General features: G+C 46.0%; 16 protein-coding genes and 2 tRNA genes. 5 read left to right on the forward strand and 13 right to left on the reverse strand.

Annotated elements, in window-relative coordinates; translation table 11 throughout:
- Nucleotides 1–37 precede the first annotated feature (37 nt).
- Nucleotides 38–1,075: an AraC family transcriptional regulator gene (locus tag H8K52_RS07830; RefSeq protein ID WP_186922341.1), complete on the reverse strand. Its 1,038-nt coding sequence runs from the start codon at nt 1,073–1,075 to the stop codon at nt 38–40.
- 306 nt (nt 1,076–1,381) lie between these two features.
- On the opposite strand from H8K52_RS07830, the gene H8K52_RS07835 reads away from it, so the two are divergent.
- Complete coding sequence (locus H8K52_RS07835; RefSeq protein WP_186922342.1) at nt 1,382–2,506, forward strand: SPFH domain-containing protein; 1,125 nt, start codon at nt 1,382–1,384, stop codon at nt 2,504–2,506.
- 94 nt (nt 2,507–2,600) lie between these two features.
- Nucleotides 2,601–3,683: a TFIIB-type zinc ribbon-containing protein gene (locus H8K52_RS07840; RefSeq protein ID WP_186922343.1), complete on the forward strand. Its 1,083-nt coding sequence runs from the start codon at nt 2,601–2,603 to the stop codon at nt 3,681–3,683.
- Nucleotides 3,684–3,755: 72 nt separating this feature from the next.
- On the opposite strand, the gene H8K52_RS07845 is transcribed toward H8K52_RS07840, so the two are convergent.
- From H8K52_RS07845 to H8K52_RS07860, 4 genes are all read right to left on the reverse strand, one after another.
- Nucleotides 3,756–4,046: a helix-turn-helix domain-containing protein gene (locus H8K52_RS07845; RefSeq protein ID WP_186922344.1), complete on the reverse strand. Its 291-nt coding sequence runs from the start codon at nt 4,044–4,046 to the stop codon at nt 3,756–3,758.
- Nucleotides 4,047–5,351: a type II toxin-antitoxin system HipA family toxin gene (locus H8K52_RS07850; protein ID WP_186922345.1), complete on the reverse strand. Its 1,305-nt coding sequence runs from the start codon at nt 5,349–5,351 to the stop codon at nt 4,047–4,049.
- A 354-nt stretch (nt 5,352–5,705) separates the two neighbouring features.
- Complete coding sequence (locus H8K52_RS07855; protein ID WP_186922346.1) at nt 5,706–7,673, reverse strand: AAA family ATPase; 1,968 nt, start codon at nt 7,671–7,673, stop codon at nt 5,706–5,708.
- 213 nt (nt 7,674–7,886) lie between these two features.
- Nucleotides 7,887–12,992, reverse strand: a complete 5,106-nt coding sequence (locus H8K52_RS07860; RefSeq protein ID WP_186922347.1) for an alpha-2-macroglobulin family protein — start codon at nt 12,990–12,992, stop codon at nt 7,887–7,889.
- Nucleotides 12,993–13,319: 327 nt separating this feature from the next.
- Here H8K52_RS07860 and H8K52_RS21255 point away from each other — a divergent pair, with 327 nt between their 5' ends.
- The gene (locus tag H8K52_RS21255) at nt 13,320–13,475 is read left to right on the forward strand and encodes a hypothetical protein (protein WP_246464344.1); all 156 of its coding nucleotides are present in this window, start codon (nt 13,320–13,322) and stop codon (nt 13,473–13,475) included.
- Nucleotides 13,476–13,481: 6 nt separating this feature from the next.
- Nucleotides 13,482–15,923, forward strand: coding sequence for a TonB-dependent receptor plug domain-containing protein (locus H8K52_RS07865; protein WP_343044150.1), 2,442 nt, complete (start codon nt 13,482–13,484; stop codon nt 15,921–15,923).
- 117 nt (nt 15,924–16,040) lie between these two features.
- Here the strand turns inward: H8K52_RS07865 and H8K52_RS07870 are convergent, their stop codons facing one another.
- From H8K52_RS07870 to argS, 5 genes are all read right to left on the reverse strand, one after another.
- Nucleotides 16,041–16,868: a helical backbone metal receptor gene (locus H8K52_RS07870; protein WP_186922348.1), complete on the reverse strand. Its 828-nt coding sequence runs from the start codon at nt 16,866–16,868 to the stop codon at nt 16,041–16,043.
- Between the two features lie 2 nt (nt 16,869–16,870).
- Entirely contained in the window at nt 16,871–17,659 is a 789-nt protein-coding gene (locus tag H8K52_RS07875) for an SDR family oxidoreductase (RefSeq protein ID WP_186922349.1), read from the reverse strand.
- A gap of 84 nt (nt 17,660–17,743) precedes the next feature.
- Nucleotides 17,744–18,439, reverse strand: coding sequence for a thiol:disulfide interchange protein DsbA/DsbL (locus H8K52_RS07880; RefSeq protein ID WP_186922350.1), 696 nt, complete (start codon nt 18,437–18,439; stop codon nt 17,744–17,746).
- Between the two features lie 40 nt (nt 18,440–18,479).
- Nucleotides 18,480–19,115, reverse strand: coding sequence for an SPOR domain-containing protein (locus H8K52_RS07885; RefSeq protein WP_186922351.1), 636 nt, complete (start codon nt 19,113–19,115; stop codon nt 18,480–18,482).
- A 46-nt stretch (nt 19,116–19,161) separates the two neighbouring features.
- Entirely contained in the window at nt 19,162–20,874 is a 1,713-nt protein-coding gene (gene argS / locus H8K52_RS07890; protein ID WP_186922352.1) for an arginine--tRNA ligase, read from the reverse strand.
- Between the two features lie 278 nt (nt 20,875–21,152).
- On the opposite strand from argS, the gene H8K52_RS07895 reads away from it, so the two are divergent.
- Nucleotides 21,153–22,061 carry a recombination-associated protein RdgC gene (locus H8K52_RS07895; protein ID WP_186922353.1) on the forward strand — a complete coding sequence of 303 codons (909 nt, stop codon included), beginning with the start codon at nt 21,153–21,155 and terminating at the stop codon, nt 22,059–22,061.
- 136 nt (nt 22,062–22,197) lie between these two features.
- Here the strand turns inward: H8K52_RS07895 and H8K52_RS07900 are convergent.
- From H8K52_RS07900 to H8K52_RS07910, 3 genes are all read right to left on the reverse strand, one after another.
- Nucleotides 22,198–22,274: transfer RNA gene (locus H8K52_RS07900), tRNA-Asp, on the reverse strand.
- Nucleotides 22,275–22,309: 35 nt separating this feature from the next.
- Nucleotides 22,310–22,385: transfer RNA gene (locus tag H8K52_RS07905), tRNA-Val, on the reverse strand.
- 132 nt (nt 22,386–22,517) lie between these two features.
- Nucleotides 22,518–24,515: a tetratricopeptide repeat-containing diguanylate cyclase gene (locus H8K52_RS07910; protein ID WP_186922354.1), complete on the reverse strand. Its 1,998-nt coding sequence runs from the start codon at nt 24,513–24,515 to the stop codon at nt 22,518–22,520.
- Nucleotides 24,516–24,621 lie beyond the last annotated feature (106 nt).

The raw sequence follows: 24,621 nt of genomic DNA on the forward strand, positions 1-24,621 counted from the left end.
TCAGGACTACAGAATCATAATTTCGGAGAACATTCCGCTATGAGACGGACGCAGCACGATAGCTGGCAGGTGTCTGTCCGGTGATTTTCTTAAACGCAGCGAAAAAGGTGGAATTGGAATTGAAGCCACAACGCTCTGCGACCAATTCCATGTTCAAATGTGACTCGCTGAGCAACAGTTTTTTGGCATGGTCGATACGGAACTCATTCACATAAAGATTGAAGCTTTTATTGAGTTTATCGTTCAAGACTTGTGAAACGGTGGTTTGCAAACTTCCGACTTTTTTGGCCAAGAGTGCCAGCGTTAAATTCGGATTCAAATACAATTGTTGTTCATGCATGAGCTGATTCAATGACGTCAATAATGTCAGCGCGTCGTCTTCTGCCAATTTGCGGTTTTGATACTTTTCTTTTTTACCCGTCTCGACCAGCGCTTCTTTGCGCAACATCAATACGACAACTGTGATGTGCACGGAGAAGGTGAATGATAAGGCGCCGACGATGTACGAGGTCAATGGCGTACTCAGGTATGCGATCAAAATCAAGCAGCTACTGCAATAAGCACTCAAGAGAAGCAAGGTGCTGCGAGGCATGCGTCCTACATCATCGAGCAAAATCGCACGTGATCGCCACAGCTCCCAGCCAGCCGCCACTAAATACAAGAACCAAAAAACATGTATGCCATAAGTAGAGTGGCGCCAGATAAAACGATATTCGGCATAAGGAAAAAACACACCAAGAGCAATCACAAAAAAAGACAAGCCAAGATGCCAGCGCCATTCGCGCCCCGCAGCCTCTTGTCGTGAATCCCTCAGATGATAATGCACATAAAGATAGGTCAACGGTCCGATTAACAAACAAGCCGACAAACCAAACTGCAAAAATTCAACCGCAAGATTTGGGTTAAAAAAGTAGAAAGTCGATTTGGCTGTACGCACTGAGATCGCCAGTAATAACGCGCCCAACATACTATTCGCCAAGCGATGCGGACGGCGACTAAAAAAATAGATCGCTAAGAAAATACCGTTCATCGCGCCGAGGGCGCTAAACAAGAATAAAAATTGACCTGAGATCATTGGTGAATGCTAAAGAAATAACAGCAAATGAAATTCGCGAGTATAAACTTATTCGTTATTGCGCAGTCACTTATCAATCAGCAACAATCTCGATCCAAATAATTCTCTCACGCTTCAAACTACCCAACAGTCAGCCCGCGTAGATATTGACGCAGCACTTGTGATCCTGTGCCAAATAGGCAATACTACGACGCTAGCAAAATGCCGAGTGCGATGTCATTCTGCGAGGTCTGCTGATTCGCACTTGCATAAACTTACTAGTAAATCTGGCGCAATTTCGTTTTAAATTGAAGATTGGAGAACACCATGGGACTGTGGAACAAACTAAGTAATGAATTCATCGATATCGTCGAATGGTTAGACGATAATCCCAATGTGATGGTGCACCGCTTCGAGCGCTATCAAAACGAAATCAAAATGGGCGCAAAACTCACTGTGCGTGAAGGTCAAGTTGCGGTCATGGTCAACGAAGGCCAGATGGGCAAAGGACAAGTCGCCGATGTATTCATGCCTGGCATGTATGAACTCAGCACCGAGAACATGCCGCTCCTAAGCACGATCAAAGGTTGGAAATATGGCTTTAACAGCCCATTCAAAGCCGAAGTCTACTTCTTCAAAACCACACGTTTTACCAATTTAAAATGGGGCACAGCAGGGCCAGCAACCATGCGCGACCCCGAGTTTGGTGTAGTGCGCGTTACCGCATTTGGTATTTATGGTCTGCGCATTCGCGATGCAAAAACGGTGTTACTGGAATTGGTTGGCACGCAAGCTGATTTCACAATTCAAGATATCGAAGAAAATCTGCGCGGCAAAATCGGATTGCGCATCAAAGAAGTCATGCCAGAAATCGGCGTGCCAGTCATCGATTTAGAAAGCAAAGTCAGCGTCGTTGGTCAACGCATATTAGAAAAAATCGCGGGTGATTTTGAACAGTACGGCTTAGAGCTGTGCGAAGTGCAGGTACAAGATATTGGCCTGCCAGAAGAAGTCGAAAAAGCCATTGACCAACAAGGCGCGATGCGCGCTATCGGCAATATGCAACAGTTCGCCCAATATCAAGGCGCACAAGCACTGCGTGATGCCGCACAAAATCCCGGCATGGCTGGTGCGATGATGGGTGTTGGCGTGGGTGGTATGTTAAATCAAAGCATGGGAAACCTGTTTGCTGCGAACAATACAGCGCCTGCTGCTGCCGCTGGCGCGATGCCACCACCACTACCAGGCGCGACGCCTTATTTTATCGCCGTGAATGGCGCACAAGCTGGCCCTTTCGAACGTGCCGCTTTACAAGCACAAGTCGTCAATGGCACATTGACACGCGACAGTCTGGTTTGGCGTCAAGGGATGGCAGCTTGGGCGAAAGCTAGCGATCAGGCAGATTTACAAGACCTGTTTTCCGCAATGCCTCCACCGTTGCCACCGCAATAATCTGACTAAATTTCGTTCACACTGATCTCACTTCAAAGGATTCGCATTGAAGTGAGATCAGCATCAACTCAGCCACCGATTCTTGGATACGCTTGTGACAACCAAAACTTATCCCTGCACCCAATGCGGTGCCAAACTAGAATTCGCACCCGGTCAATTGGCACTCAAATGCCCTTACTGCGGCAATCAAAATCAAATCGAAGCCGACGCAACCGAGCAAACGATTGCCTACGAAGAATTGGATTACGACGCTTTCTTAAGCAAGCAAGCTGGCAACGAAGCGATGATAGAACAACAAACTGTCAAATGCACAGGATGCGGCGCGCAATCGCAATTTGGACAAAACATTGTCTCTGATCGCTGCCCATTTTGCGCGGCACCGATGATCGCCACCAACGCCTACGCCAAGCGCCAGATTCAACCTAAAGCGATTGCGCCTTTCGACATCAAAGAAAGCGATGCTCGCAAAAAATTTAGTGATTGGGTACACGGATTATGGTTCGCTCCCAACGCCCTCAAACGCGCTTATCGCGCCGAGCGAGGATTGAAGGGTATCTATACGCCATACTGGACCTATGACGCAGATTCCGACACGACCTATCAAGGACAACGCGGCGTCGATTACACCGCCACTGAAAGCTATGTACAAGATGGCGAAACCAAAACCCGTCAAGTTACCAAAACCAATTGGTACCCAGCCGCAGGCGAGGTGCAAGTGAGTTTCGACGACGTCTTAGTGATCGCTTCAAAAACACTACCAAAAGAATACGCTGACAATCTAGCGCCCTGGCACCTCGACAAACTACAAGGCTATCGCGATGACTATGTCTCCGGCTTCACAGTCGAGGCCTATCAGGTCGCGTTAGAACCTGGCTTTGTCGATGCCAGAGCCATCATGGAAGACGGCATACGCAGCGCGATCTGCCGCGACATCGGCGGCGACCACCAACGCATTACCGCGATGCAGCCACGCTATTCCAACATCAGCTTCAAACACATCTTGCTACCGATTTGGCTATCGTCGTACAAGTACGGCGAAAAGACTTATCGCTTTTTGGTCAATGGACAGACGGGTGAAGTACAGGGTGAGCGGCCTTATTCGTATTGGAAAATCGCCGGTGCGGTTTTATTGGCGTTTGCTGTGGTGATGATGGTGATTGCGTTGACGAAGAGGTAAGCTGAACTTGGACTTTGCGCATGAAATAAATAGCAGGCGCTGACATCACATACAGCTTATTTTCAAGTGATGTCAGCGCGAACTCGACTTAGGCACTGCGCTAAGCACCATCCCCATAGGACGCAAAAGTTTTTCCACCGTCGCTAAACTTGGGCTTGACACCTCACGTTCGATGTCTTGCAAAGTGCGCGCCGATACGCCACACAATTTTGCATACTCGGCGATGGTAAAACGTAAGCTAGTACGAATCTTTTTGATGACTGCGGGGATAGGCATACTAGGATCAGCGGCAAGCTCTTCGGTCAAAGCACGCCGCGCCTGTATTGCCTCGGCGGGTGACAAAGGAATAAAGCGTTTATCCATCTACAATCCCTCCAGTTGTGATCGAAGATTCGCTATCGTCTTTTCAAATGGATTGATAAATTCTTCCTCTATCCCCAAAGACAGCGCGTCCTCGACCAGCGTTGCCAAGGGTTCAGCCATGATCTGAACGCCATTTTTGACCGCATTAAAATCCAACGCTGTCGCATCACAAGCCTGACGAATGACGCTCGCCCATTTTGGCGATCCACCGTCATCTTGTTGCCAACGGATACGCCTTGCGATGCCATCAGGATGTAAATACATAGGAGCAAAATCGAATAAAGGCGTCAGAGAAATCGTGCCATCATCACACCGTTGTATTGCCGTGTTACGCGCATGATTATCTTTATTTCCCAGCGCAATATTCGCAATATCACGCTTGATGTACTCAACGATATCGCGCATAGGATCACTGCTGACTTTAGCTAACTCACGACACACTTCATTATGCGAAGGTAGCTTACCAAATCCATTGATACCACAAAGAGATGCTATGCTCTCTTGAGCGTTGCGTAACACTTTTCCGTCCCGCACTTCCCGATCGAAACGCGGTATGAACAAAGCTCGCTCATGCAAACTCAACTCGGCATGAACATGCAAACCCAGTCGCTTTGCCAATTGCATATACGGTGCTTCCAAACGCAAAATAGTCGCTAACGCGATGTCACGACCTCGGCCAAACTTCACGATAAAATGCGCCTCTGCCAGCTCGTCGGGTAAAGCATGATCAAGGTAGTACAGCCCATCATGCGCACGGGTCAACAGGATCTTCGGCCACTCACCTTGTATGCCAGAAGATCCCGCTAAAAATAGTCCATGTTGGGCGAGGTATTCATTGAAATCACCAGCCCTAGATGCGATCTCTGCCATCGAAAAGCCACGGAGTTTGGCATCGACGTTTTGGCTGCTACGTGCTGCAACCCATTCATGCGCTTCCTTGATCCGGATATTCCCAATAGGATTACCAGCACCTGCACACAACAAGGCCCAGTCAGCCGATGGCCCTGCGGTTTCACTCCGTGCCAATTGCTTTAACAACTCAGCCCGTCCATAACCTTGAGGCAGTAAGTCAATCAAAAAAGCTGGCCAAGCCTCGCTCGGATAACTACGCAAATCAACAGGCACATTCACAGATAAGGCAGCAGCATCCGACCTCTCCCAATAGGACAGCGCAAATTCAGACAAATAGATTAAATACGTAGACGCAGCCATACCCAGCGCCGGGTCGCCAGTCAAATCAAGCGCAGCGGCATCACGCCAAACGCCATCAATAAACAACTGTAATGTGCAGGTAGAGGGGTTCATATGCACAGAATACTAGCAGTAATATCTGCAGTTTACCGAGTATTTATGTAGGAAAAGTGCTTAAATGTAGTAAAAAGTTAAAAGTGATGCGATTTACTACGCGAACGTGCCTTGCTGTCCTATGGTCTTGGTAAGGCGACTCTGAGCGATTGATGTTGAGAGTTGGTACCTGGATTTGCGTGGGGTGGGTTGATTGGGATGTCTGCGATGAACCAAATTAAGTCCAACGATGCACTACTCATCACGGTCTTCGATAGCTCGCAATCTTAACTGAGATGTCTTAACCATATGCGATATTTCATGCTCCCAGAATTTACATATCTCACTCACACTGAAATGACTCTTTTCATCAAATCAAATCGCTAGTATCCGCTTTAACTCATCAAAAATAAAACGAAATTTCTCCCAACTTTCCGGTGAAATATGAATGTCTTCGTTAAAAACAAGTTCAGAAAATTTAGCTTTCGAAAGTGCTACATTGTCTCTTGTGCGGGCATCAAAAACACTCTCATCCACGATTACTTTTCTCCCCGCCTTATTAGAGTTATTAGGTTCACCCGCAATATGTAAATTCGAATCAGAATGGCAAAATTTAGAATTGCGATCGAACTCGCTCCCTAAAAATAATCGCTTTCCATCATATTCAGTTTTAATTTCACTTTCATCAAAAAGTAACTCTGTTGAAATATCGTCAGGGCGAATTCTGAAAGAAAAAACATTTAACACATCGTCCCCATGGAGCTTAATATTGCTATCGTCAGAATCAAATATTCCGATTCTCTTGGGGAAATTTGGATTGAGTTCCTTTTTTCTGGTTTGAATGAGTTCTTTCAAATGTGCTTGTAACTGAGGGCCACTCATATCAAAATCGATCACAGTTCCACATGTCGTTAAATCTTTTTCAGAACACGAACCAAATCGTAGGAAGAATTTATCTTCGATCTCCAAATACTCATTTTTCCCATGAAAATATTTTAGCGCTCTCAGGAAATATTTCCAGTCTGTTTTGCCTTCTGTAATTATAAGTGGATGAGATGTAGCTAATATTTTTGCACTCAATGAATCATATAGATCTTTGAAGCGATTATTCTGGGAAATCATCATTTCATATACTTCTCTATACATCTCGTTACTAACAGGATCGCAAGACCTGCCAGAATTGTCCAAATCAATTATTTGAGTACGCAATGCTTGAGTCTCTGCAAGCCCAATGCTTAAAAATGGTGAATGTGAGCTCAAAATAAACTGAACATTCGGAAATAGTCCAAAAAGAATTGGTAATATTTCCTTCTGTAAGCGGATGTGTAAATGCTTATCCACTTCATCTATTAGAACCAATCCAGTGACATCATTTAATGTACTTCGCACAGACAAATTGTCTATGTGGCGAAGAAGTTCGCCAAAAATTATCAATAAAGCAGCTTCGCCAGATGAAATATTGAAAATTGATGGATAAATTTGCTTAATGACATGTTTTGATGGTGGAGTTGCAGAATATGACGAGATGATTTCATAAGTATCCTTAACAACCTGCAAGCGCCCACCGCCATTATTACGAAATCCTATACCAAATCGAACATCTCCAAAATTCTTCGATATCAGAATTTTTGATAAAATTAAATTGAGGTTTTGGGATATATTTTTTGAAAAATTCTCATCTTTATTGATATTCAAATCTAACAAGACATCCATAATCCAATTGATAAGCTGAGGAAGCCCAGTAACGACTTCGATCGGATTTAAAAGAAATCCAGAAAATCGGTCTTTTTTCGCAAAATCAATTTCTATTTTGTAGATATCATTTAGGTAGCTAGGTGCTTCATATCTATATGAGGGGAAATAACACATTAGATTCTCAGAGAATATTTTTTGAATTTTCTCTTTTGTTGATGAGGCAGAAACTCTCTTCACTGGCGAACCTAAAACCGATTCGCCTTGAAAATTGGAATAAGGAATTTTTTCTTCTAATGGAATTGTTAAATCGTATTCACTCGAATCGAGAGATCCAAGCATGTTCGCGTAATCAAATGTCTCGCCATCGTTATTTCTGAAACGAAGATATACCAAAGAAAATTTACTGGGATCAAGCCTATCACTTGGTGTAAATATCCGATAATATTTCTGTGCTTTACCTTCGTACTCCAATTCAAAACCGAGTTTCGCGAACTCGTGAATCGAATCAACGATGTAAGACATTACTGTGGTTTTACCCCGCCCATTAACACCACTTAATATAGCTATCTCGTTCTGTCCGAATTCCAATCGCAGAGATTCGAATGGCGCTCGATTTATTAAGAATAAATCACTCAAATAAATACTCATAATCACAATTCCTGTTGATTTCTGTAGGCCATTCGATTCAACTTCAATTCATCCATCAATCGTGTCGACTAGGTCTGCCATACACAAAATAGGCATACTATCCCACTGGATTCCCGCTAAAGGCACGCGGGAATGACTTAGCTCACGGTTCTTTTCAACACCTCAAGGACTGCGTCAATACGCGCGTCCTTGAGGCATTTCCTAACAAACTAACTACTTCCCACCACGCGGATCAACCACATTCACCGCTTCAGGCGAAGGTCCATTAGCGCGGATATCAGGTCGATACATATCCTCAGCATAAGTCCCTGGTACATGGAAGCGGCCTGGTGTGACGACGCGTAGCATGTAGAAGAGATTGATCGGACTGCCACTCAGCCTGACTGCGGCAACGAATCTGTCGTCGCGGTATTCCTTGTGCTTGATGCGTTCATCCGCCATCGCGGCTGCGAGGTTGACACCGTCAATGCTGAATTCACCTGCTTGTGGGCCTTGTGAGATGTTTAGATTTTCTACCTCTAAGCCTGCTGGGATATGATCGATTACCAAGGCATCTTCGATGGTTTGTTTAGACTTGGCGGTGACGCGTACGATCAGCATGTCGCCAACTTTGAGATTACCGCCACTCCATGGTTTGCCTGCAACGGTGAACCATTTGCGCTCTAAGCTAATTTTTTCTGCGCTTGGAATTGGCAATTTCAATGGATAACCACTGGCCTCAAGTTCTATCCACAATGGATTGGCACCTTTGTTTTCCAGCGTGATACCTTTGATTGCCAAGGCGGGATCGAAGCTGCGGCTCTCGCTGTTTTTGGAACTAATCGTGTTGCTGCCATCGGCAGTTTTGAGTACCACTTCCCATGGATCAGTGACAGTGCCACCGGCTGCGCGTGCCGCTAAGAATAAAGCGATACGTTCTTGGGTGGAGAAATAACCACGAGGTTTGCCGAGGCGATCTGCCAAATTCGTCAGTATGGTTTCACGTTGTGGGTGAGCGACTTTATGACGCAACATCAAAGCATAAGACATGGCTTGATCGCGCACTGCCGTGCCATAGTCGCCGAGATAATCCCAATCCCAGTCGGTGCGTATGCCATACGGTTTCGTCATAGCGTCATTGAAGGCAACATCAGCACGTTTTTGATCGCCCATCAATTGCAACGCTAAACCCAGATGGACCAATGCAAGCGGTGATTTCGCACGATCGCGGTAGCTGTCGTGCAGCAAACGAAGAGACGCTAACGAAGCCTTTTGATCGCGTGCCAACATATAACCGATGTGCGCTAATTCGGCAAAGCGTTGATGACTATTGCGGATCAAATCGTAATCGCGCCAATCATACTGTCCATTTGCATTTGGTTTAACCGCGGCTGGTAATGGCGAGAATTGATTCGCTGCGCCGTTAAGTTTTTCGGTCATCCATTTTTGCGCACGTTTGCTCATTTCTTCTGGCACATTAAAGCCTGCTTCGCGTGCATCAGCTAAGAAGCTGGTGACGTAAGGTGTCAGCCACATTTCGTAGGAACCATCGTTGCCATTCCACAAGCGGAAGCCACCTTCTGCTCCTTGCATGCCAGCGATGCGACTGATCGCGCCTTCGATAAACTTAGCCCGTTGTTCACGCGTATGCGGTACTAGTCCAACCGCTTTTGCGCCTTCTTCATCGATGTAGACATGTGGATAAGCCGCACTGGTGGTTTGCTCTAAACAGCCATACGGATAGTCGAGCAAACCCTTGACGATACTGCGTACATTCAATGGTGGGCGATTCGACATTACCACACTCAAAGTTGCCGAGCCGCGATAGAAACGCTCAACCATATTGGCATCGAGTTTTTGTGTTGCGCCTGGCTCGATACGCAGGCGACGTGCATCTTGCTCACGCGGTACTGGTGGTTGGATTTGCAGTGCGAATTCTCTGCGTATCACGACGGGTTTTGCACCTGCGGTTTTTACATCGAGAGTGATGCGTGACAAACCAAACGGTTCGGTCGGCTCCACATTAAAACGCAAGATCGTTCTTTGTTTAGGAACCAGTTTGATATTGCGTTCACCTTCGGCGATTTTCAATAATTTATCCGCAGAGAGTTTGATGTTAATACTCTGCTCGCTTGGCATCATATTGGTCACATCTAATGCAAATGTCGAGGTATCGCCGGGACCGATAAAGCGTGGCGTTGCGATCTCGGCGACGATAGGGGCGCTGACCACAAGCTCTTTATCAGTGCTACCGTAAGCGTCATCGGTCGATGCGACGACCATCACGCGCAAAGTACCATTGAAGTCAGGAATATTCAGAGGCACATCGGCTTCGCCTTTGTCGTTGAGCTGCACTGGACCTGAAAAGATATCGACCAATTTCACCTTCTTAGGCATGCTCTTCGTATCACGTTTACCGGCATCACCGCCCCATTTGATTTTGCCGGGCGTGCCATCCATACGCTCAATTAATTTACCGTAAATATCGGTCAACTCGGCGCTGAAACGATGTTTTCCGAAGAAGAAATCAAACGGATCTGGCGTTTTAAAACTAGTGATATTCAGAATGCCGACATCGACAGCGGAGACCGTTACCATGGCTTTTTTACCAGCAGCATTCTCGACTTTCACTTTGGCGATCATGCGTTTTTCTGGCTCAACTTGGGCTGGTGTTGACACACTGACTTTCAACTTACGCGGCTCACGTGCCAGGGGCAACCAAGTTAAACCGACTGCACGCGCAGGCGTGACTTTATCGCCTTGACTGCCGGGACGGAACACGACGGTCGAGATATACATATCAGAGCGGTTCCAAGCTTTGTCAATTGGAATACTCACCGTCGTTCCATCGGTGCTGACGGAAACGCGTTTACTCCACAAGACTTTATCGGCTTCGACTAAGACCAGAGCTTCACCATCATGCGGTGGAATAATTTTGAGCTTAACGTCGCGGCCAGGTTTAGCTGGTGCGCCTTCTAATTGCAGACGAACACGATCAGGACGATTGCCTACGCTTTCGCTATCCTGCGCATTCCAACCTGCGTAGAAGAAGTAGCGTGCGACTAAATTAGTTTCTGGATCGGTGATTTCTAAACGATAGCGCCCCCACTTCACTGGCACAGTTAACTTAGCGCGGTTCTTTAATTCCAAAGCACCGGCATGGATTGTTTCTTCACCTTCGGTATAGCCTGAATGCCAACCACGCCCGGCTTCAAAACGCCAATAGTATTCGCGTTCTTCACGCACCAATTTAAATGGTGCTTGCTTTAGGACAGAAAATTTACCAGCAGTATTCACACGGATAATTTCAAACTCCGCCATGCTACCTTCGCGAGTAACGTCTTTTTCAAATAGTGGACGGATGCCTATCATGTGCTGCGCAGGCCACCAGACACGTTCAATTGAGCGCACGACCGGACGGCCGCCAGACTCTAATAAGCTAAATGCAGCACGTACTTTCAATGGTGATTTTGCATTCGCAACGAAAGGCACATCGACTTCGGCTTTGCCACTATCATCCAAGCTCGTTTCTTCGAGTTCAGAACGACTCTTATTCGTATCATCGGCGAAATCACCGAAGATAAAGCCCGGCCATTCTTTCGCAACAGGATTCTTGAAACGCTCTTGTGCCACGCTTCCAAGCAAGCGATTACCAGCAGCTGGCGCGCCGTACAAATAATCGCCTTGCACGTCAACACCAAAACTGGTGGTATCGGCCAATGGCGTGGTTTCCGATGTCAAACTCAGCTTCATGCGCTCTGGTAAAAATTCTTCCACCTGAAATGTGTAGATAGAATCTGGACGTTTAGCCGTCGGATCGGCGCGGAATTCCAAACTCCATTTCCCTGTCGCGGCATCAGGTGGTAAATCGATCGTGTTCTGCAAATATCCCGGCGTCTTGGAATTAGGTTGCCAGATGCTGGAGCTGACGACATCGCCACTTGGCTTCTTCAAATCGACTTTGATCGGTGCGGGCGGTAAGGCTACGCCTTCTGCTGTGCGCGCCATTAAGGATGCAGTGAATTTTTCACCGGGACGGTACAGATCACGCCCTGACCACGCGAACAATTTGGCATCGCGCGGCAAATGGCCACCAATATCAAATTCAGCTAAATCCAAACCTGGTTCTTGTAGTGCAATGATTGAGGTTTCTTTACCGCGTTTGGCCAACAATAATTTGGCGCCATTCGGCAAACCCGGCAAAACACCATGACCATCGCCATCGGTTTTTCCACGCAATAAGACTTTACCGTCGGCACCCAAGACTTCTAGATCAACGCTCCCCTGCGCCGAGCCTTCTTTTAATGAAGTTGTGAAGACATCCGTTTGTTTCAATTGGCGACGTACATGCAAACCAATATCACTGACGTAAAAATACGTAACTTGATAATCGTATTCGTAATGACCAGGACGACGCATTACTGCAACATAGATGCCTGGTTCTTTTAATTCAGTAATTTTTTCGACAGGTAAAAAGCTGACTTTGCGGCTATTTGGTACTTCATTGGTGACGAACCGATTTTGATAAACGCTGTCGGCAATACCTTGCAAGGCATTTAATTGCCAACCTGAGGTTAAGCCTTTGAGTTTATTGCGATTACCGTAGTAGTCATAATAATCCTCCTCACCACCCTCGCCTTCACCTTCTTCGTCAACACTTTCACCATGTCGATTTTTACCAATCACCATATCAATAAACTTCGGGAGCTTTTCTGGCGAGACACGCAAAAATTCCACATCCACTTCAGGAATGTTGACCGTCACAACTGGTAAGCCACCATTTAAACCTGCTGGCAATACCGTACCCTTACTCGCAAAGAAGTAAGATGGCGCCATTTCATCACTAATGACGTCGCAACTAGCCGCGCTCTCTAATTTTTTGCCCGAGCTGGCAGCGAGCATACCACTCAGCTTAACGCTATATTTATGACCCGCTTTTACAAACGGAAAAAGTAAAACATGCGGATTATCAGAAACGATCCAACCACCTTTGACCAAATCGCTAGGTTTAGATGCGGCAGCGGCCGAGGCCTGACCGGACGACGTTTTATTTTGCTCCGCTTTGCTATCACCTAGATCGGTAACTTCAATCAACTTGTCCAACGCTTGATCTGGATCGACGCTTTGCGAAAACATTACCGCCAAAGCTGGTTTGTCCTCATGCAAACGAGCCAAACAAGATCCCATCGTAAATGGTGCATCGGGATTCAGCACAACCGCATCACCACTCACTGGCACACGATTCTTGCTTTTTTTCATCCACCAAATTCCTGCACCAGCAGATACCAGAGCGATGCTCAACAACCCGACGGCAAGGCTCTTTTTAGAAAATTGTGTCATCTTCATTTCCCTAATTATCAATGATGCCAATATAGCATTGGACAGAATACAAAAGTGTAAAACTCAAGCTATTACCGGAAAGATTTTGTTAGTACATAAAATCAATAAAAAAAGAAGCAAATACAGCAACAAGATCTAAAAAGCAATTCTCAATTGCAATAAAAACACCGAAAAACAACAAGCCCATAGATCATATTGCGCCTAACAATTCGCTCCTGTAGTATCAAACAGCCTAATTTTTGCAGGGCAGCAAGGCATACCAGTAATAAATACGCATTGAATGACACCCTGTCATTCAATACAAATAAATCAAATGGGAGATAAGAATTGAAAAATAAATCAACAAACTCCGGCCGTTCGCCGAAACAAGAACTGTTTGCAAAAAGCGCTGTTCAGATCGCTATTTTGATGTTGGCAACTGGTGGTATCGCCAACGCGCAAGAGGCCAGTCCAAACAAGCCCGTTGCGACACAAGAAGTGTAACAAGTCGTGGTGACATCGACCGGTACCCGCGGCTCCAACCGAACAGTGATTGATACTCCTGTACCGGTCGATATTTTGTCTGCTAGTGAACTGACCAAAACAGCGCAAGCATCTCTGGATAAAGCCTTAGCCTTCCGCGTGCCTTCCTTTAATACCGTACAAACACCAGTCAATGACGCCACGTCTTTGCTCGATCCTTATGAGATCCGTAACATGGGTCCAAGCCGCGCGTTGATTTTGATTAATGGAAAACGCAAAAATTCTAGCTCATTGGTCTACACTCAAACCTCACCAGGTCGTGGTGAAAGTGGTGCTGATATCTCTGCTATTCCACAAGATGCGATTAAGCGTATCGAAGTTTTGCGTGACGGTGCTTCTGCACAATACGGTTCCGATGCAATTGCTGGTGTGGTTAATATTATTTTGAAAGACAATCCGACTGGCGGCTCCATCACTGCGAAACTTGGAAAGACATCCCAAGGCGATGGAAAATCAGAGGGATTGACCTGGAACCAAGGTTTAGCATTGGGCGATCAAGGATTCGTGAACTTTACTGTTGACACTTCCCATAATGGCCTGGCAAATCGCTCAGCCGTTTTGAACGTACAAGATGAAGTTAATTACTGGGAAAGTGATGTTGCAACAGTAAGCAAATTTTTGGCAAAACGTCCTGACGGTGGCCATGTAAATGGTTCACCGGATACACGCGCAAATAAATTCCTGATTAACTCTCGCTATGACATCACCGATGGCGTGAATATTTATGCGAACGCGGCATACGTCGATAAGAAAATTGATAGCTATGCCAACTACCGCACGCCATACTGGAGACCTACTGATTATGGCTTACTCCATCCAGCAGGAACACCATATGAAGGCTATGTACCAGGTTTCTTGGGCGCATTAAAAGATTACAATGCAACATTCGGTAGCAAATTTAATACAGCAGGGTGGGATTCCGATGTCAGTCTTACTTTTGGTGGCAATGAACAAGCGTACACAATCACCAATTCCGTTAACCGTGCTGTGGAACAAAAATTCCTCGACGGCATAGTACTACCAGAACACGGGCAAACCCGCTTTGATGCTGGCGGAACAAAATTCACACACGCAGTGCTAAATGCAGACTTTTCTAAAGAGCTCACGAAAGGGATCAACGCGTATTTTGGGTCTGAGATTCGCTCAGAAAAATACACTATTGTTGCTGGTGACCGTGGTTCCTACTTGTATGCTGGTGCGGATTCCTATGCGGGTAACTCGCCTGCAACGTACCTTCAAGATGGTGTACAGAAAAAAGGACAGGCCGGATCTTGGACTCGATCGAACTATGGTATTTACGGCGGTAGCATCATCGACGTTTCTAAAGAATTCGTCGTTGATGTGACAGGTCGCTATGAAAAATACAGTGATTTCGGCAATGCAATGATTGGTAAGCTGAGCGGAAAATACACGGTTAACGATGAAGTTACTTTGCGTGGGTCGATTTCATCTGGCTTTAGAGCTCCATCATTAATGCAAATTTACACTGAAAAAAATCAATATTCTTTTTCAGGTGGCAAAATTCTGGTCACAGGCATTCTCAACAACATCTCTGACGATGCTACAAAATTGGGCGTCAACAAACTCAAAGCAGAAAAATCTACCAATATCACACTGGGTCTAGGTTATAAGCCGACTAAAGATACCAGTATCACGCTTGATTACTACAACATCTCACTGAAAGATCGAATTATCTTGGGTTCAACTTTGGGCCCAACAGGCGATGCTAAATCAGCGATTGATCAAGTCTTGGCTAAGCGCGAATGGGTCGGGTTGAGTTTCTTTGCCAACGCAATGGATAGCAAGACTTCCGGCATTGATTACGTTTTCAATCAGCGCAATATCAAATTAGGAGACGCTAAGTTAGCTTTCAATTTGTCTGGCAACTACACACTTAAGAACGAACGCGATGGCAATATTACCAATCCATCCAGCGTATCAAGCGCAGGAATGTCTGTATTTGACCATACTCAAGACGCATTAATGTTCACCTCAAGACCAAAATTCAAGACCATCTTTGGAATCGACGCTGACTTTGATGATTTTAATCTGTCGCTTAACAACACCGTGTTTGGCCCGACCAAATTCAGGAACGCAGATATTGATAAAAACCTAGCCGTCGTCTTCAAAACGAAAACTGTTACTGACTTTTCAATCAACTATCAGGTGACAAAAAATATCACCCTAGCATTCAACATCAACAATATGTTTGATGTGACGCCAGCTTGGAATTTCGAGGCCGCAGGAGACAAAGCAAAGGGTGAAGCCATTCTGAAAGATCCAGCAAAAGTTAAGACACAGATTTCGAATGCTACCTTTAACGGTCGCTATCCTATGGTCACCTACGACGGTTCACATTTCAGCCAATTAGGCCGTATGTACAACCTCTCGTTGAACTATCGTTTCTAAAGCACTTCCTGATACTTCTCTGAAGTATCAAAGTCAAACGAAAAAGACCGCGATGCACTCGCGGTCTTTTTTTACGTCAGGAAATCACCTTTTCAATACAAATCAAACATACATATTCTAGATCTCAAGCGCAGCCAAATAGGCTAATCCAGCTATCGCTCGGCTACCGTACCATGACAACATTTCACCATCGACCAAAATCACTGGCTTTTGAATTGTCTGCTTCAATTGCTCTACATGCAAATGCGTAAAACTATATGGTTCTGTCGATAGTAAAACCGCGTCAATCTCTTGCAGAGAAGTATCGTCCCATTCAAAGATCGGATAGCGCTTACTAATTTGCTCAACTTGCTTTGTTTGCCAATGCTGCCAGCCGCGCAGTGCCAAAGTATGGGCAATATAAGTGTCATGACTGACCGTCATCCACGGATCTTTCCAGATGCAATACAGGATATTCTTTGGTGTGGCATCGGCGTCACGATGCACGCGAAGTAAATTCGCCTCAAATGCCGCACACAATTGTTGCGCCTTCGGTAGAACATTGAAGATAGCCCCAAGCAAACGAAAGAGCGCCAAATTATCCATTGGTGTGATTGGATGGGTAACGATCACATGCGGGATAAATTGCGCCAACTCTTCGACGGTGGGTTTTTCATTCTCATCAATATTCACGATCAAATGCGTCGGAGCCAATTGTCGAATTTTCCCAATATTGACGTCTTTAGTTCCGCCAATTTTAGGAATATCACTTACAACCGCTTTGGGATGGATGCAAAAGCCAGTCCGTCCAACCAGCCATGGTGCCAAACCCAAGTCGCATAGAAGCTCGGTGATCGAAGGCACCAGACAAACTATTCGTACTGGCGCATTCAATGCCACCGCCTCATGTTGTACACCGATGGCATCCGCTAACATGGAAGCTGTGAATTGCGGGTCAGAATTCATTCCTACTCCTGCCTTGCTTTGCGTGGGGCATTTGCAAATGCTCTGTCATACACCCAATTAGGAAGCACGCGTAAAACTTTGGCGACTACGCCCATTTGCCATGGAATAACGGCATAACTAGTGCCCGCCTGAATCGTGGCGATTGCACGTTGTGCAAATAAATGTGCTGGCATCAGGAAAGGCATCGCGTACGTATTAATCTGGGTCATTGGCGTGTCAATATAGCCTGGCGCAATCGTGACCACTTGTATGCCGCTACTTCGTAATTCAACTCGCAACGATTCACAATAACTAATCACCGCTGCTTTTGAGGCGCTGTAGGCACTGGCTCCGGGTAAGCCACGAATACCGGCAACGCTGGCAATTCCCACCAGGCGGCAAGGCTCTTGCTGTGCGTGCTGCTGCATGTGGGCGATGAAGGGCGCAAAACTCGCTACGGTTGCCATCACATTCGTTTGCATTACACGTGTAAAAACGGCCAAATCTTCTGACACCTCCGTCAAGGTGCCGACGGAGATCCCTGCGCTAGCGATCACAACGTGAACCTTACCTGCGACTCGAATAAAATCCTGTGCAGCCTGCGTGAGCGCCTCCTGATCATTCACGTCCACCGCGTAGATCTGATGCCACTGCGGATTAGCTAAGCTATCGCGCAAGCTTGCTAATGCTTCAGCACGACGCCCTACCAGTGCCAAACGCGCGCCCTGAGCAGCGTATTCGCGAGCCATGGCGGCACCTAGGCCAGAGGATGCACCAGTAATAAATACGGCAGGAGTGAATTGTGCATGCATGATGTTGTCTCTCATTGATATCGAGCCAAAATAGAGGCGAAAAAAAATCCGTCGTATTGACGGATTTTTTCCTAAACGTAATGCTTATTTTTTCTTCGCTGGCGCTGGAGCAGGCGCCGCAGTTGCAGCAGCGCCATTTTTCTCTTTATACACTTTGTCTACTAACCAATCCATGACGACTAAGCCAGCGTGAGAACCATCACGCACTTTTGATTTGGCAAATAAATCTGCTGGAGACACAATAAAACGCCCATCAATCGCCACCGTTGGAACACCATTGATTTTGTAATCGCTCATCAATTGCGTTGCACGATTCACTTTAGATTGAATGGAAAATGAGCTGTAGATATCCGCAAATTTTTTCTTGTCCAAGCCGACTTTCTCAACGTATTTCATCACTTCCGCATCGGTAGATAAACGATTGCGCTCAATGTGATAAGCATTAAAAGTCTTCAACTGATATTCGTTAACTTTACCCATCGCTTCTAAAGTGAAATAGAGCTTTTGTTGGGTAACCAATTCATGAAAATTCACATGTACGCGCTTGACGACAATACGATCGCCTTGCTTTTTAATCCACTCTTCAAAGTACGGTTCAAATGCATTACATGCAGGGCAAAAGTAACCGAAAAACTCGGTGATCTCGACTTTTTTTCCAGAGTCGGTCAGTTGTGGGCGTTCCAACACGGTGAATTCCTGGCCTAAGCGTGGCTCTTGCGCCACTGCGGAAAAAGACAGAAAAGCAATACTCAATACTAGTAACTGACGAAATAAACGCATGGTTTCCTCTTAAGGTTTCTTTTCAAAATAATGATTCAACTTACTTGGCAGATCTGACGACAGCTGTCTCTACACTATTCTCTGACAACTTTGCACGCATTTTGTTCATAGCGTCAAAACTGTCAAAGGGACCGACTCTGACTCGATGTAACACACCGTTGTCACTGGCTTTATCGGATACATTCGCTTCCACCCCAACCATCGCCAATTTCGCCCTCGCGCTTTCAGCATCAGCAACTTCTCTAAATGCACCTACTTGTAAAAAATAGATGTATTTCTCGTCTGCGACCTCTGGCTTAGATGCGGTAGCGGTAGCGACCGCGGGCACAGCAGTTGAAGCGGGAGCTGGATTCGCGGCGGCCGCTGCGGCTTGCAATGCATCGACTGGCTTTACGCTTTCCGCCGTTTTACTCGCAGCCACTTCTTTCGCTGCTTGATTCACTGCATCTTTATTGCCATACAAAGGTTTATTGGGGTCTTGCATCTGCGTCGCTGGCGCGTCCGGCTTATCGCTTTTGCCATTTTTATTGGTAAACGGTGTAGCCGCTTTGTTGATCACCAAGGCGACGATAACGGCAATACTCAAACCGATCACTAAACCAATAATGATGCCAGTCAAGGTATTCCCTGCCTGACGCGTAAATCTATGTAGGTTATTGATTGTACTAGAACGCATATTTCCCCTAAATCCTCACGACATGATTGTTATGCTGACTGATTACTTACATTTGATTTGGTGCAGAGACACCGATCAACTGTAGTCCATTACGCAAAACCTGACGGGTTGCCAGTATTAACGCCAACCGAGCCAGTTTGGTTGGCTCATCGTCCACTAATACACGCTCAGCGTTGTAATAGCTATGCAATTCACCAGCTAAATCACGCAAATAGAATGCCACTTGATGTGGGCCCAACTCTTCTAAAGCTCTTTCCAGCATCTCAGGATATTCAGCCAGCTTTTGCAATAATGAGGCTTCACGCGCTGCCGTCAATGGCGATAAATCCACATCTTTCAATGCGGCCAAATCAGCATCTGACTCACTGTACTGCGCCAGCATACGGCAGATACGTGCATGAGCATAATGGACGTAGTACACAGGATTTTCGTCAGACTTGGCTAAAGCGACATCGACATCGAAAACAAATTCCGTGTCTGCTTTACGCGAAATCAAAAAGAAACGCACCGCATCGCGACCCTTTTGCACATCACCGCCACCTGACCACTCAATCAGATCACGCACAGTTACATACGAACCCGCACGCTTAGAAATTTTCACTTCCTCGCCGTCTTTCATCACGGTGACCATCTTGTGCAAAACGTAGTCAGGATAGCCTTGTGGAATGCCTTGATTCACCGCCTGCAAACCGGCACGTACCCGTGCAATCGTACCGTGATGATCACTACCTTGTACATTGATCGCTTGACTAAAACCACGCTGCCATTTCACCACGTGATACGCGACATCCGGAACAAAATAAGTATAAGTACCGTCCGACTTTTTCATCACGCGATCTTTATCGTCGCCATATTCTGTCGTACGCAACCACAAAGCACCGTCTTGTTCGTAAGTCTTGCCAGCAGCAATTAAGGCCGCCACCGCTGCTTCAACTTTGCCGTCTGTGTATAAGGAAGACTCAAGATAGTAATTATCAAACTTCACACCAAAAGCGAGCAAATCGATATCTTGTTCATTACGCAGATAAGTCACACTGAATTGGCGGATAGAATCGATATCATTGACATCGCCGCTACCTGTGACAGGCTCCCCATTGCTGGCAGAAACTGTTTTTTTCCCCAAGAAATCTTGTGCAATCTCGGCAATGTATTCACCGTTATAAGCAGACTCAGGCCATTCAGCGTCACCCGGTTTAAAGCCCTTAGCACGCGCTTGCACCGATAAAGCCAAGTTACCGATCTGCACACCTGCATCGTTGTAATAGAACTCACGTGTTACCTGATAACTCTGCGCCTCTAACAATGCGGACAGGGCATCACCAAGTGCACCTTGACGGCCGTGACCGACATGTAATGGACCCGTTGGATTGGCAGAAACGAATTCGACGATCACTTTCTTACCATCGCCTTTGCTCCCTTTACCGAACTGATCTTGTTGTTGCAAGATCGTTTTCACTACTGCTTGCTTCGCTGCCGGCGTGACGCGTAGATTGATGAATCCTGGGCCAGCCAATTCTGCACTGGCAATCAAAGGATGATTCTGTGCCAGCAAAGCATCGACAATTTGCTGTGCTAGTTCACGTGGATTCTTCTTCAATGGCTTGGCGATTTGCATGGCGATGTTGCAAGCAATATCGCCATGGGAAGGATCACGTGGGCGCTCTAATGCAATCGTAGGTTGAAGATCGGTACCGTCAATAATAGGCGCAACCGCGTTTTTGATGGCTTCAAGTATGTCTAGTTTTTGCTGAGCTAACATGGTGTTTGAGTAGTTTTTTGCTGTGCGAGCAATTCACAACACGCACAAATATTTGAAAGAAAATTAGTCCGCATTATAACCTTTGTCCGCCTGCGAATTTACGACAAGCGACCCCAATCCCAATAAAAACACTGAGATATCCTATCGATCCTCTTCTTAATGTTGAAGACAAGCTAGCACTGCTACATAAATTGCAGCAGGTTTTCTGCACACAAGCGTCTACAAGCAGTCACCAAAGGTGTAAAATCAGTCGCTTTTCCTCTCCTTTGGGACTGCACATGTGGTTTAAGAATTTACAAGTTTTCCGTCTTCCTGCGCCTTGGAAAGTCGATGTAGAACAATTGAATATGCAATTGGCATCGCAATCCTTTTCGAATACTGGATCTGGCGATATGCAAAGCGAAGGCTGGGCATCACCGCGCAATAACGAAAGCCTGATACACAGCGTTAATCAACAATTACTACTGCTTTTACAAACTGAAAAGAAGCTACTGCCTTCTTCAGTCGTCAATCAAGTCACCAAAGCCCGAGCTAAAGAATTGGAAGAGCAACAAGGTTTCGCACCCGGTCGTAAAGCCATGAAGGATTTGAAAGAACGCGTTACGGATGAACTGTTACCACGCGCTTTCTCTATCACTCGCCAAACTTGGGTCTGGATCGATCCAGTAAATGGTTGGTTGGTCATTGATAGCTCAAGCCCAAGCAAGGCGGATGAAGTGATCAAATTACTCTTGAAATGCGACAAAATCCCCATGGAAAGTTTGCGCACGAAAATTTCACCACAGACCGCGATGACCGATTGGCTCGCCGGCAATGAAGCACCCAAAGGTTTTACGATTGATCAAGATACAGAATTACGCGCGCATACCGAAGACAAGGCAACAGTGCGTTATGTGCGACATTCCATTGATCCAGATGACGTGCAGCGCCACATCGCCGCGGGCAAACAATGCACAAAATTGGCCATGACCTGGGATGACAAGATTTCCTTTGTATTATCCGAAAATCTCGCGATCAAACGCATCAAGCCTCTGGATATCCTGAACGAAGACAAAGATCAGCGCACTGCGGATGAGAACGAGCGTTTTGATGCCGATTTCTTATTAATGGCATCCGAATTAGCAAAAATGTTAGATGACATCGTCTTTTCACTAGGCGGTCAATTAGCCGATCCGTTGGCTGCATAAATCACAATCAGCGCGATGTTAACGAAAAATGCCAGCAAAACGCTGGCATTTTTTTATCATCAAAATCAGCTTCACTTTTGACAGCACTTTTTATAGGCGAAAAAAAACGCGCCTTAGCGCGTTTTTTCTTACAACTTGGCGGAGCGGACGGGGCTCGAACCCGCGACCCCCGGCGTGACAGGCCGGTATTCTAACCAACTGAACTACCACTCCGTTTTAGAAACGACTCTGTTTTTGCAGCTATTTGATGGTGGGTGCTGAGAGGCTCGAACTCCCGACCTACGCCTTGTAAGGGCGCCGCTCTACCAACTGAGCTAAGCACCCATATACAACTTGCTTAGTTCAAATAACTGTTTGCTGTGTCATCAGCAACGACAGAAACAAGATTATAGGCACAAATCTGAAACTTGTCTAGGGGTACCAGCATTTTTTCTGCAAATCTTGCTTAAGTAGTGCTTATGTACTGCTCTGTGGCCCCTGTACGATGGCGATTTCCACCATACCTTGTTTGATCGCTGCAGAAAAATCCCGCTCCAGTTCTGGCAAGGCTTGCTCGTATGGTACGAGTAAGCTGAGTAAACCATAGGCGCGATTACGGCCATTCACTTTCCCCAAATATAGAGCCATATCCGCTAACTGCATCGCTTTTTCCCAGTTACAGACGGTTTCTGGGATACCAGAAAATGGCAGAGAAATATATCCCGCGCTCACCGTCACCGGAATCATATTGTTTCCGACGATGACAGGGGTTGAGCCAATCGACTTGAGAACTCTCTCAACTAATGTCATTAATTGAGGCGGTTTGGTATTTGGTGCAAAGATCAAAAATTCTTCGCCGCCCCAACGCAGGGTCATGTCAGTATCTCGCACAGCACTACGTAAACGCTTGGCAACCTCCACTAATACGGCATCACCGGCCGTGTGTCCCCACGTATCGTTAATATGCTTGAAGTGATCGATATCCATAATCATTAAACAATCTGGACTATCACCATCTTCCTCTCGCCGCTCAGGCGACGCATTTTCGGTACGATCCTTCATCATTTCCAAAAATGAACGACGGTTGAACAGACCCGTTAACGGGTCACGTACCGAATGAAACTCCAATTGTTGATTGACTTCTTCTAAACGTTCATTCGTCAGCTTCACTTTACGATAAAGCATATAAATAAAAATCCCGCCCATCACCGTTAAGATTGCACCAAGCAAAGTCACTATCTGTTGCAGTCGACTGTTTTTGATATCAGCATCTTTGATTTGATTTTCACGCGCTAACAGTTCAATCTGCTTCTTGCGCTGGTCAGCATCGAACTGTTCCTGCAATGCGGCGACGGTCTTTGAACGGTCTGCTCTAAATAATTCGTTACTGATTTTTTGTTGCTCGCGGGTGTATTCCAAAGCTTCTTTATACATTTTTGCATGTTCGTACATGCGGCTGATCTCACCAACAAATGCTTCGAGGTCCGCCTTATCGCCCTGATCCCGTGAATGTTGTAATGTCGGCGCGAGGTACTCCATTGCTTGCGTGACTTTGCCTTGACCACCAACGGCAAAACCAATATTTGCTTTGGCGTTCAAGATAGAGAGTTCATCCTGAATTAATTCGGCTTTCTTCAGAGCCTGTCGCGCCATATTTTCCGCCCGCACGAAATCATGGGTGCGCAAATGCAAATCAGCGATATTACTCAAAATCAATGCTTCCATTTTGGGCAGATTGGCATCTTGTGCTGCTTTCAGCGCGCGTTCGTAGGCGACCAAGGCTTCAGGATAGCGTTTTAAGTCCCCTAATGCCATGGCCTGATTTGTTCGCAATCTGGCGATCAAACGCGGTGAATCAACCTGTCCCGAGAGCACCATTGCCTGATTCGACACAATCAAAGTCTGTTCGGGGTTTTGCATGCTTAGATACAATGCGGCTAAGGTATCTAAACGCCGAATTTTTGATAAGGCTTTTCTATGTGTTAGTTGATCGGTTAAACGCAAAGCTTCAAGATGATGACTTAAGGCTTGTTCAAATTTACTCGCGCCATGGTAAATCACGCCATAAGTAATCTCTAAACGCATCAAGTTTTCCGGCCGGACTGAGCCTTTCAAGACCTTCGCAATTTCATCTAATTTGGCAATCGCCAAATCAAATTTTCCTGCATCGCGCAGCCTGAACGCCTCATCAATCTGCATCAAAGCAACGACTTCTTTATCATTTTTCGCTTTGGCCAATTGCAAAATTTCGGCGCGACTTCGTTCGCTGGCAGCGATATCACCGGCGTCATCATAAGCTGCAGATAACTCACGCAGAGTATCAATCCGAACTTGATAGTCTGTCTCTACGTTAAATTGCGCATAAAATTCTTTCAGCTGTTTAAGCGCGGCTTGATTATCTTGTTCAGACAGTAGCTGTATGGCATCAAGACGTGCCAAGTCGGCTTTAACATCAGCATGCACATTCGCAGACATGCTGATAGAGAAAGCCAAAATGAGCGATGACAATATTAATTTGCGCTGAGCCACCATAGATATGCCTTAAATTGAATTTATTTAGCTAAAGGAGCTAGAAAACGGC

The organism is Affinundibacterium seohonense (assembly GCF_014284305.1).
In the GTDB taxonomy this organism is placed as follows: Bacteria; Pseudomonadota; Gammaproteobacteria; order Burkholderiales; family Burkholderiaceae_D; genus Undibacterium; species Undibacterium seohonense.

Excerpts from the sequence above, each read along its gene's own strand:
- H8K52_RS07830 (WP_186922341.1), bottom strand. The coding sequence starts at position 1,075 with ATGATCTCAGGTCAATTTTTATTCTTGTTTAGCGCCCTCGGCGCGATG.
- H8K52_RS07835 (WP_186922342.1), top strand. The coding sequence starts at position 1,382 with ATGGGACTGTGGAACAAACTAAGTAATGAATTCATCGATATCGTCGAA.
- H8K52_RS07845 (WP_186922344.1), bottom strand. The coding sequence starts at position 4,046 with ATGGATAAACGCTTTATTCCTTTGTCACCCGCCGAGGCAATACAGGCG.
- H8K52_RS07850 (WP_186922345.1), bottom strand. The coding sequence starts at position 5,351 with ATGAACCCCTCTACCTGCACATTACAGTTGTTTATTGATGGCGTTTGG.
- H8K52_RS07855 (WP_186922346.1), bottom strand. The coding sequence starts at position 7,673 with ATGAGTATTTATTTGAGTGATTTATTCTTAATAAATCGAGCGCCATTC.
- H8K52_RS07860 (WP_186922347.1), bottom strand. The coding sequence starts at position 12,992 with ATGACACAATTTTCTAAAAAGAGCCTTGCCGTCGGGTTGTTGAGCATC.
- H8K52_RS07870 (WP_186922348.1), bottom strand. The coding sequence starts at position 16,868 with ATGAATTCTGACCCGCAATTCACAGCTTCCATGTTAGCGGATGCCATC.
- H8K52_RS07875 (WP_186922349.1), bottom strand. The coding sequence starts at position 17,659 with ATGCATGCACAATTCACTCCTGCCGTATTTATTACTGGTGCATCCTCT.
- H8K52_RS07880 (WP_186922350.1), bottom strand. The coding sequence starts at position 18,439 with ATGCGTTTATTTCGTCAGTTACTAGTATTGAGTATTGCTTTTCTGTCT.
- H8K52_RS07885 (WP_186922351.1), bottom strand. The coding sequence starts at position 19,115 with ATGCGTTCTAGTACAATCAATAACCTACATAGATTTACGCGTCAGGCA.
- argS (WP_186922352.1), bottom strand. The coding sequence starts at position 20,874 with ATGTTAGCTCAGCAAAAACTAGACATACTTGAAGCCATCAAAAACGCG.
- H8K52_RS07895 (WP_186922353.1), top strand. The coding sequence starts at position 21,153 with ATGTGGTTTAAGAATTTACAAGTTTTCCGTCTTCCTGCGCCTTGGAAA.
- H8K52_RS07910 (WP_186922354.1), bottom strand. The coding sequence starts at position 24,515 with ATGTCTGCGAATGTGCATGCTGATGTTAAAGCCGACTTGGCACGTCTT.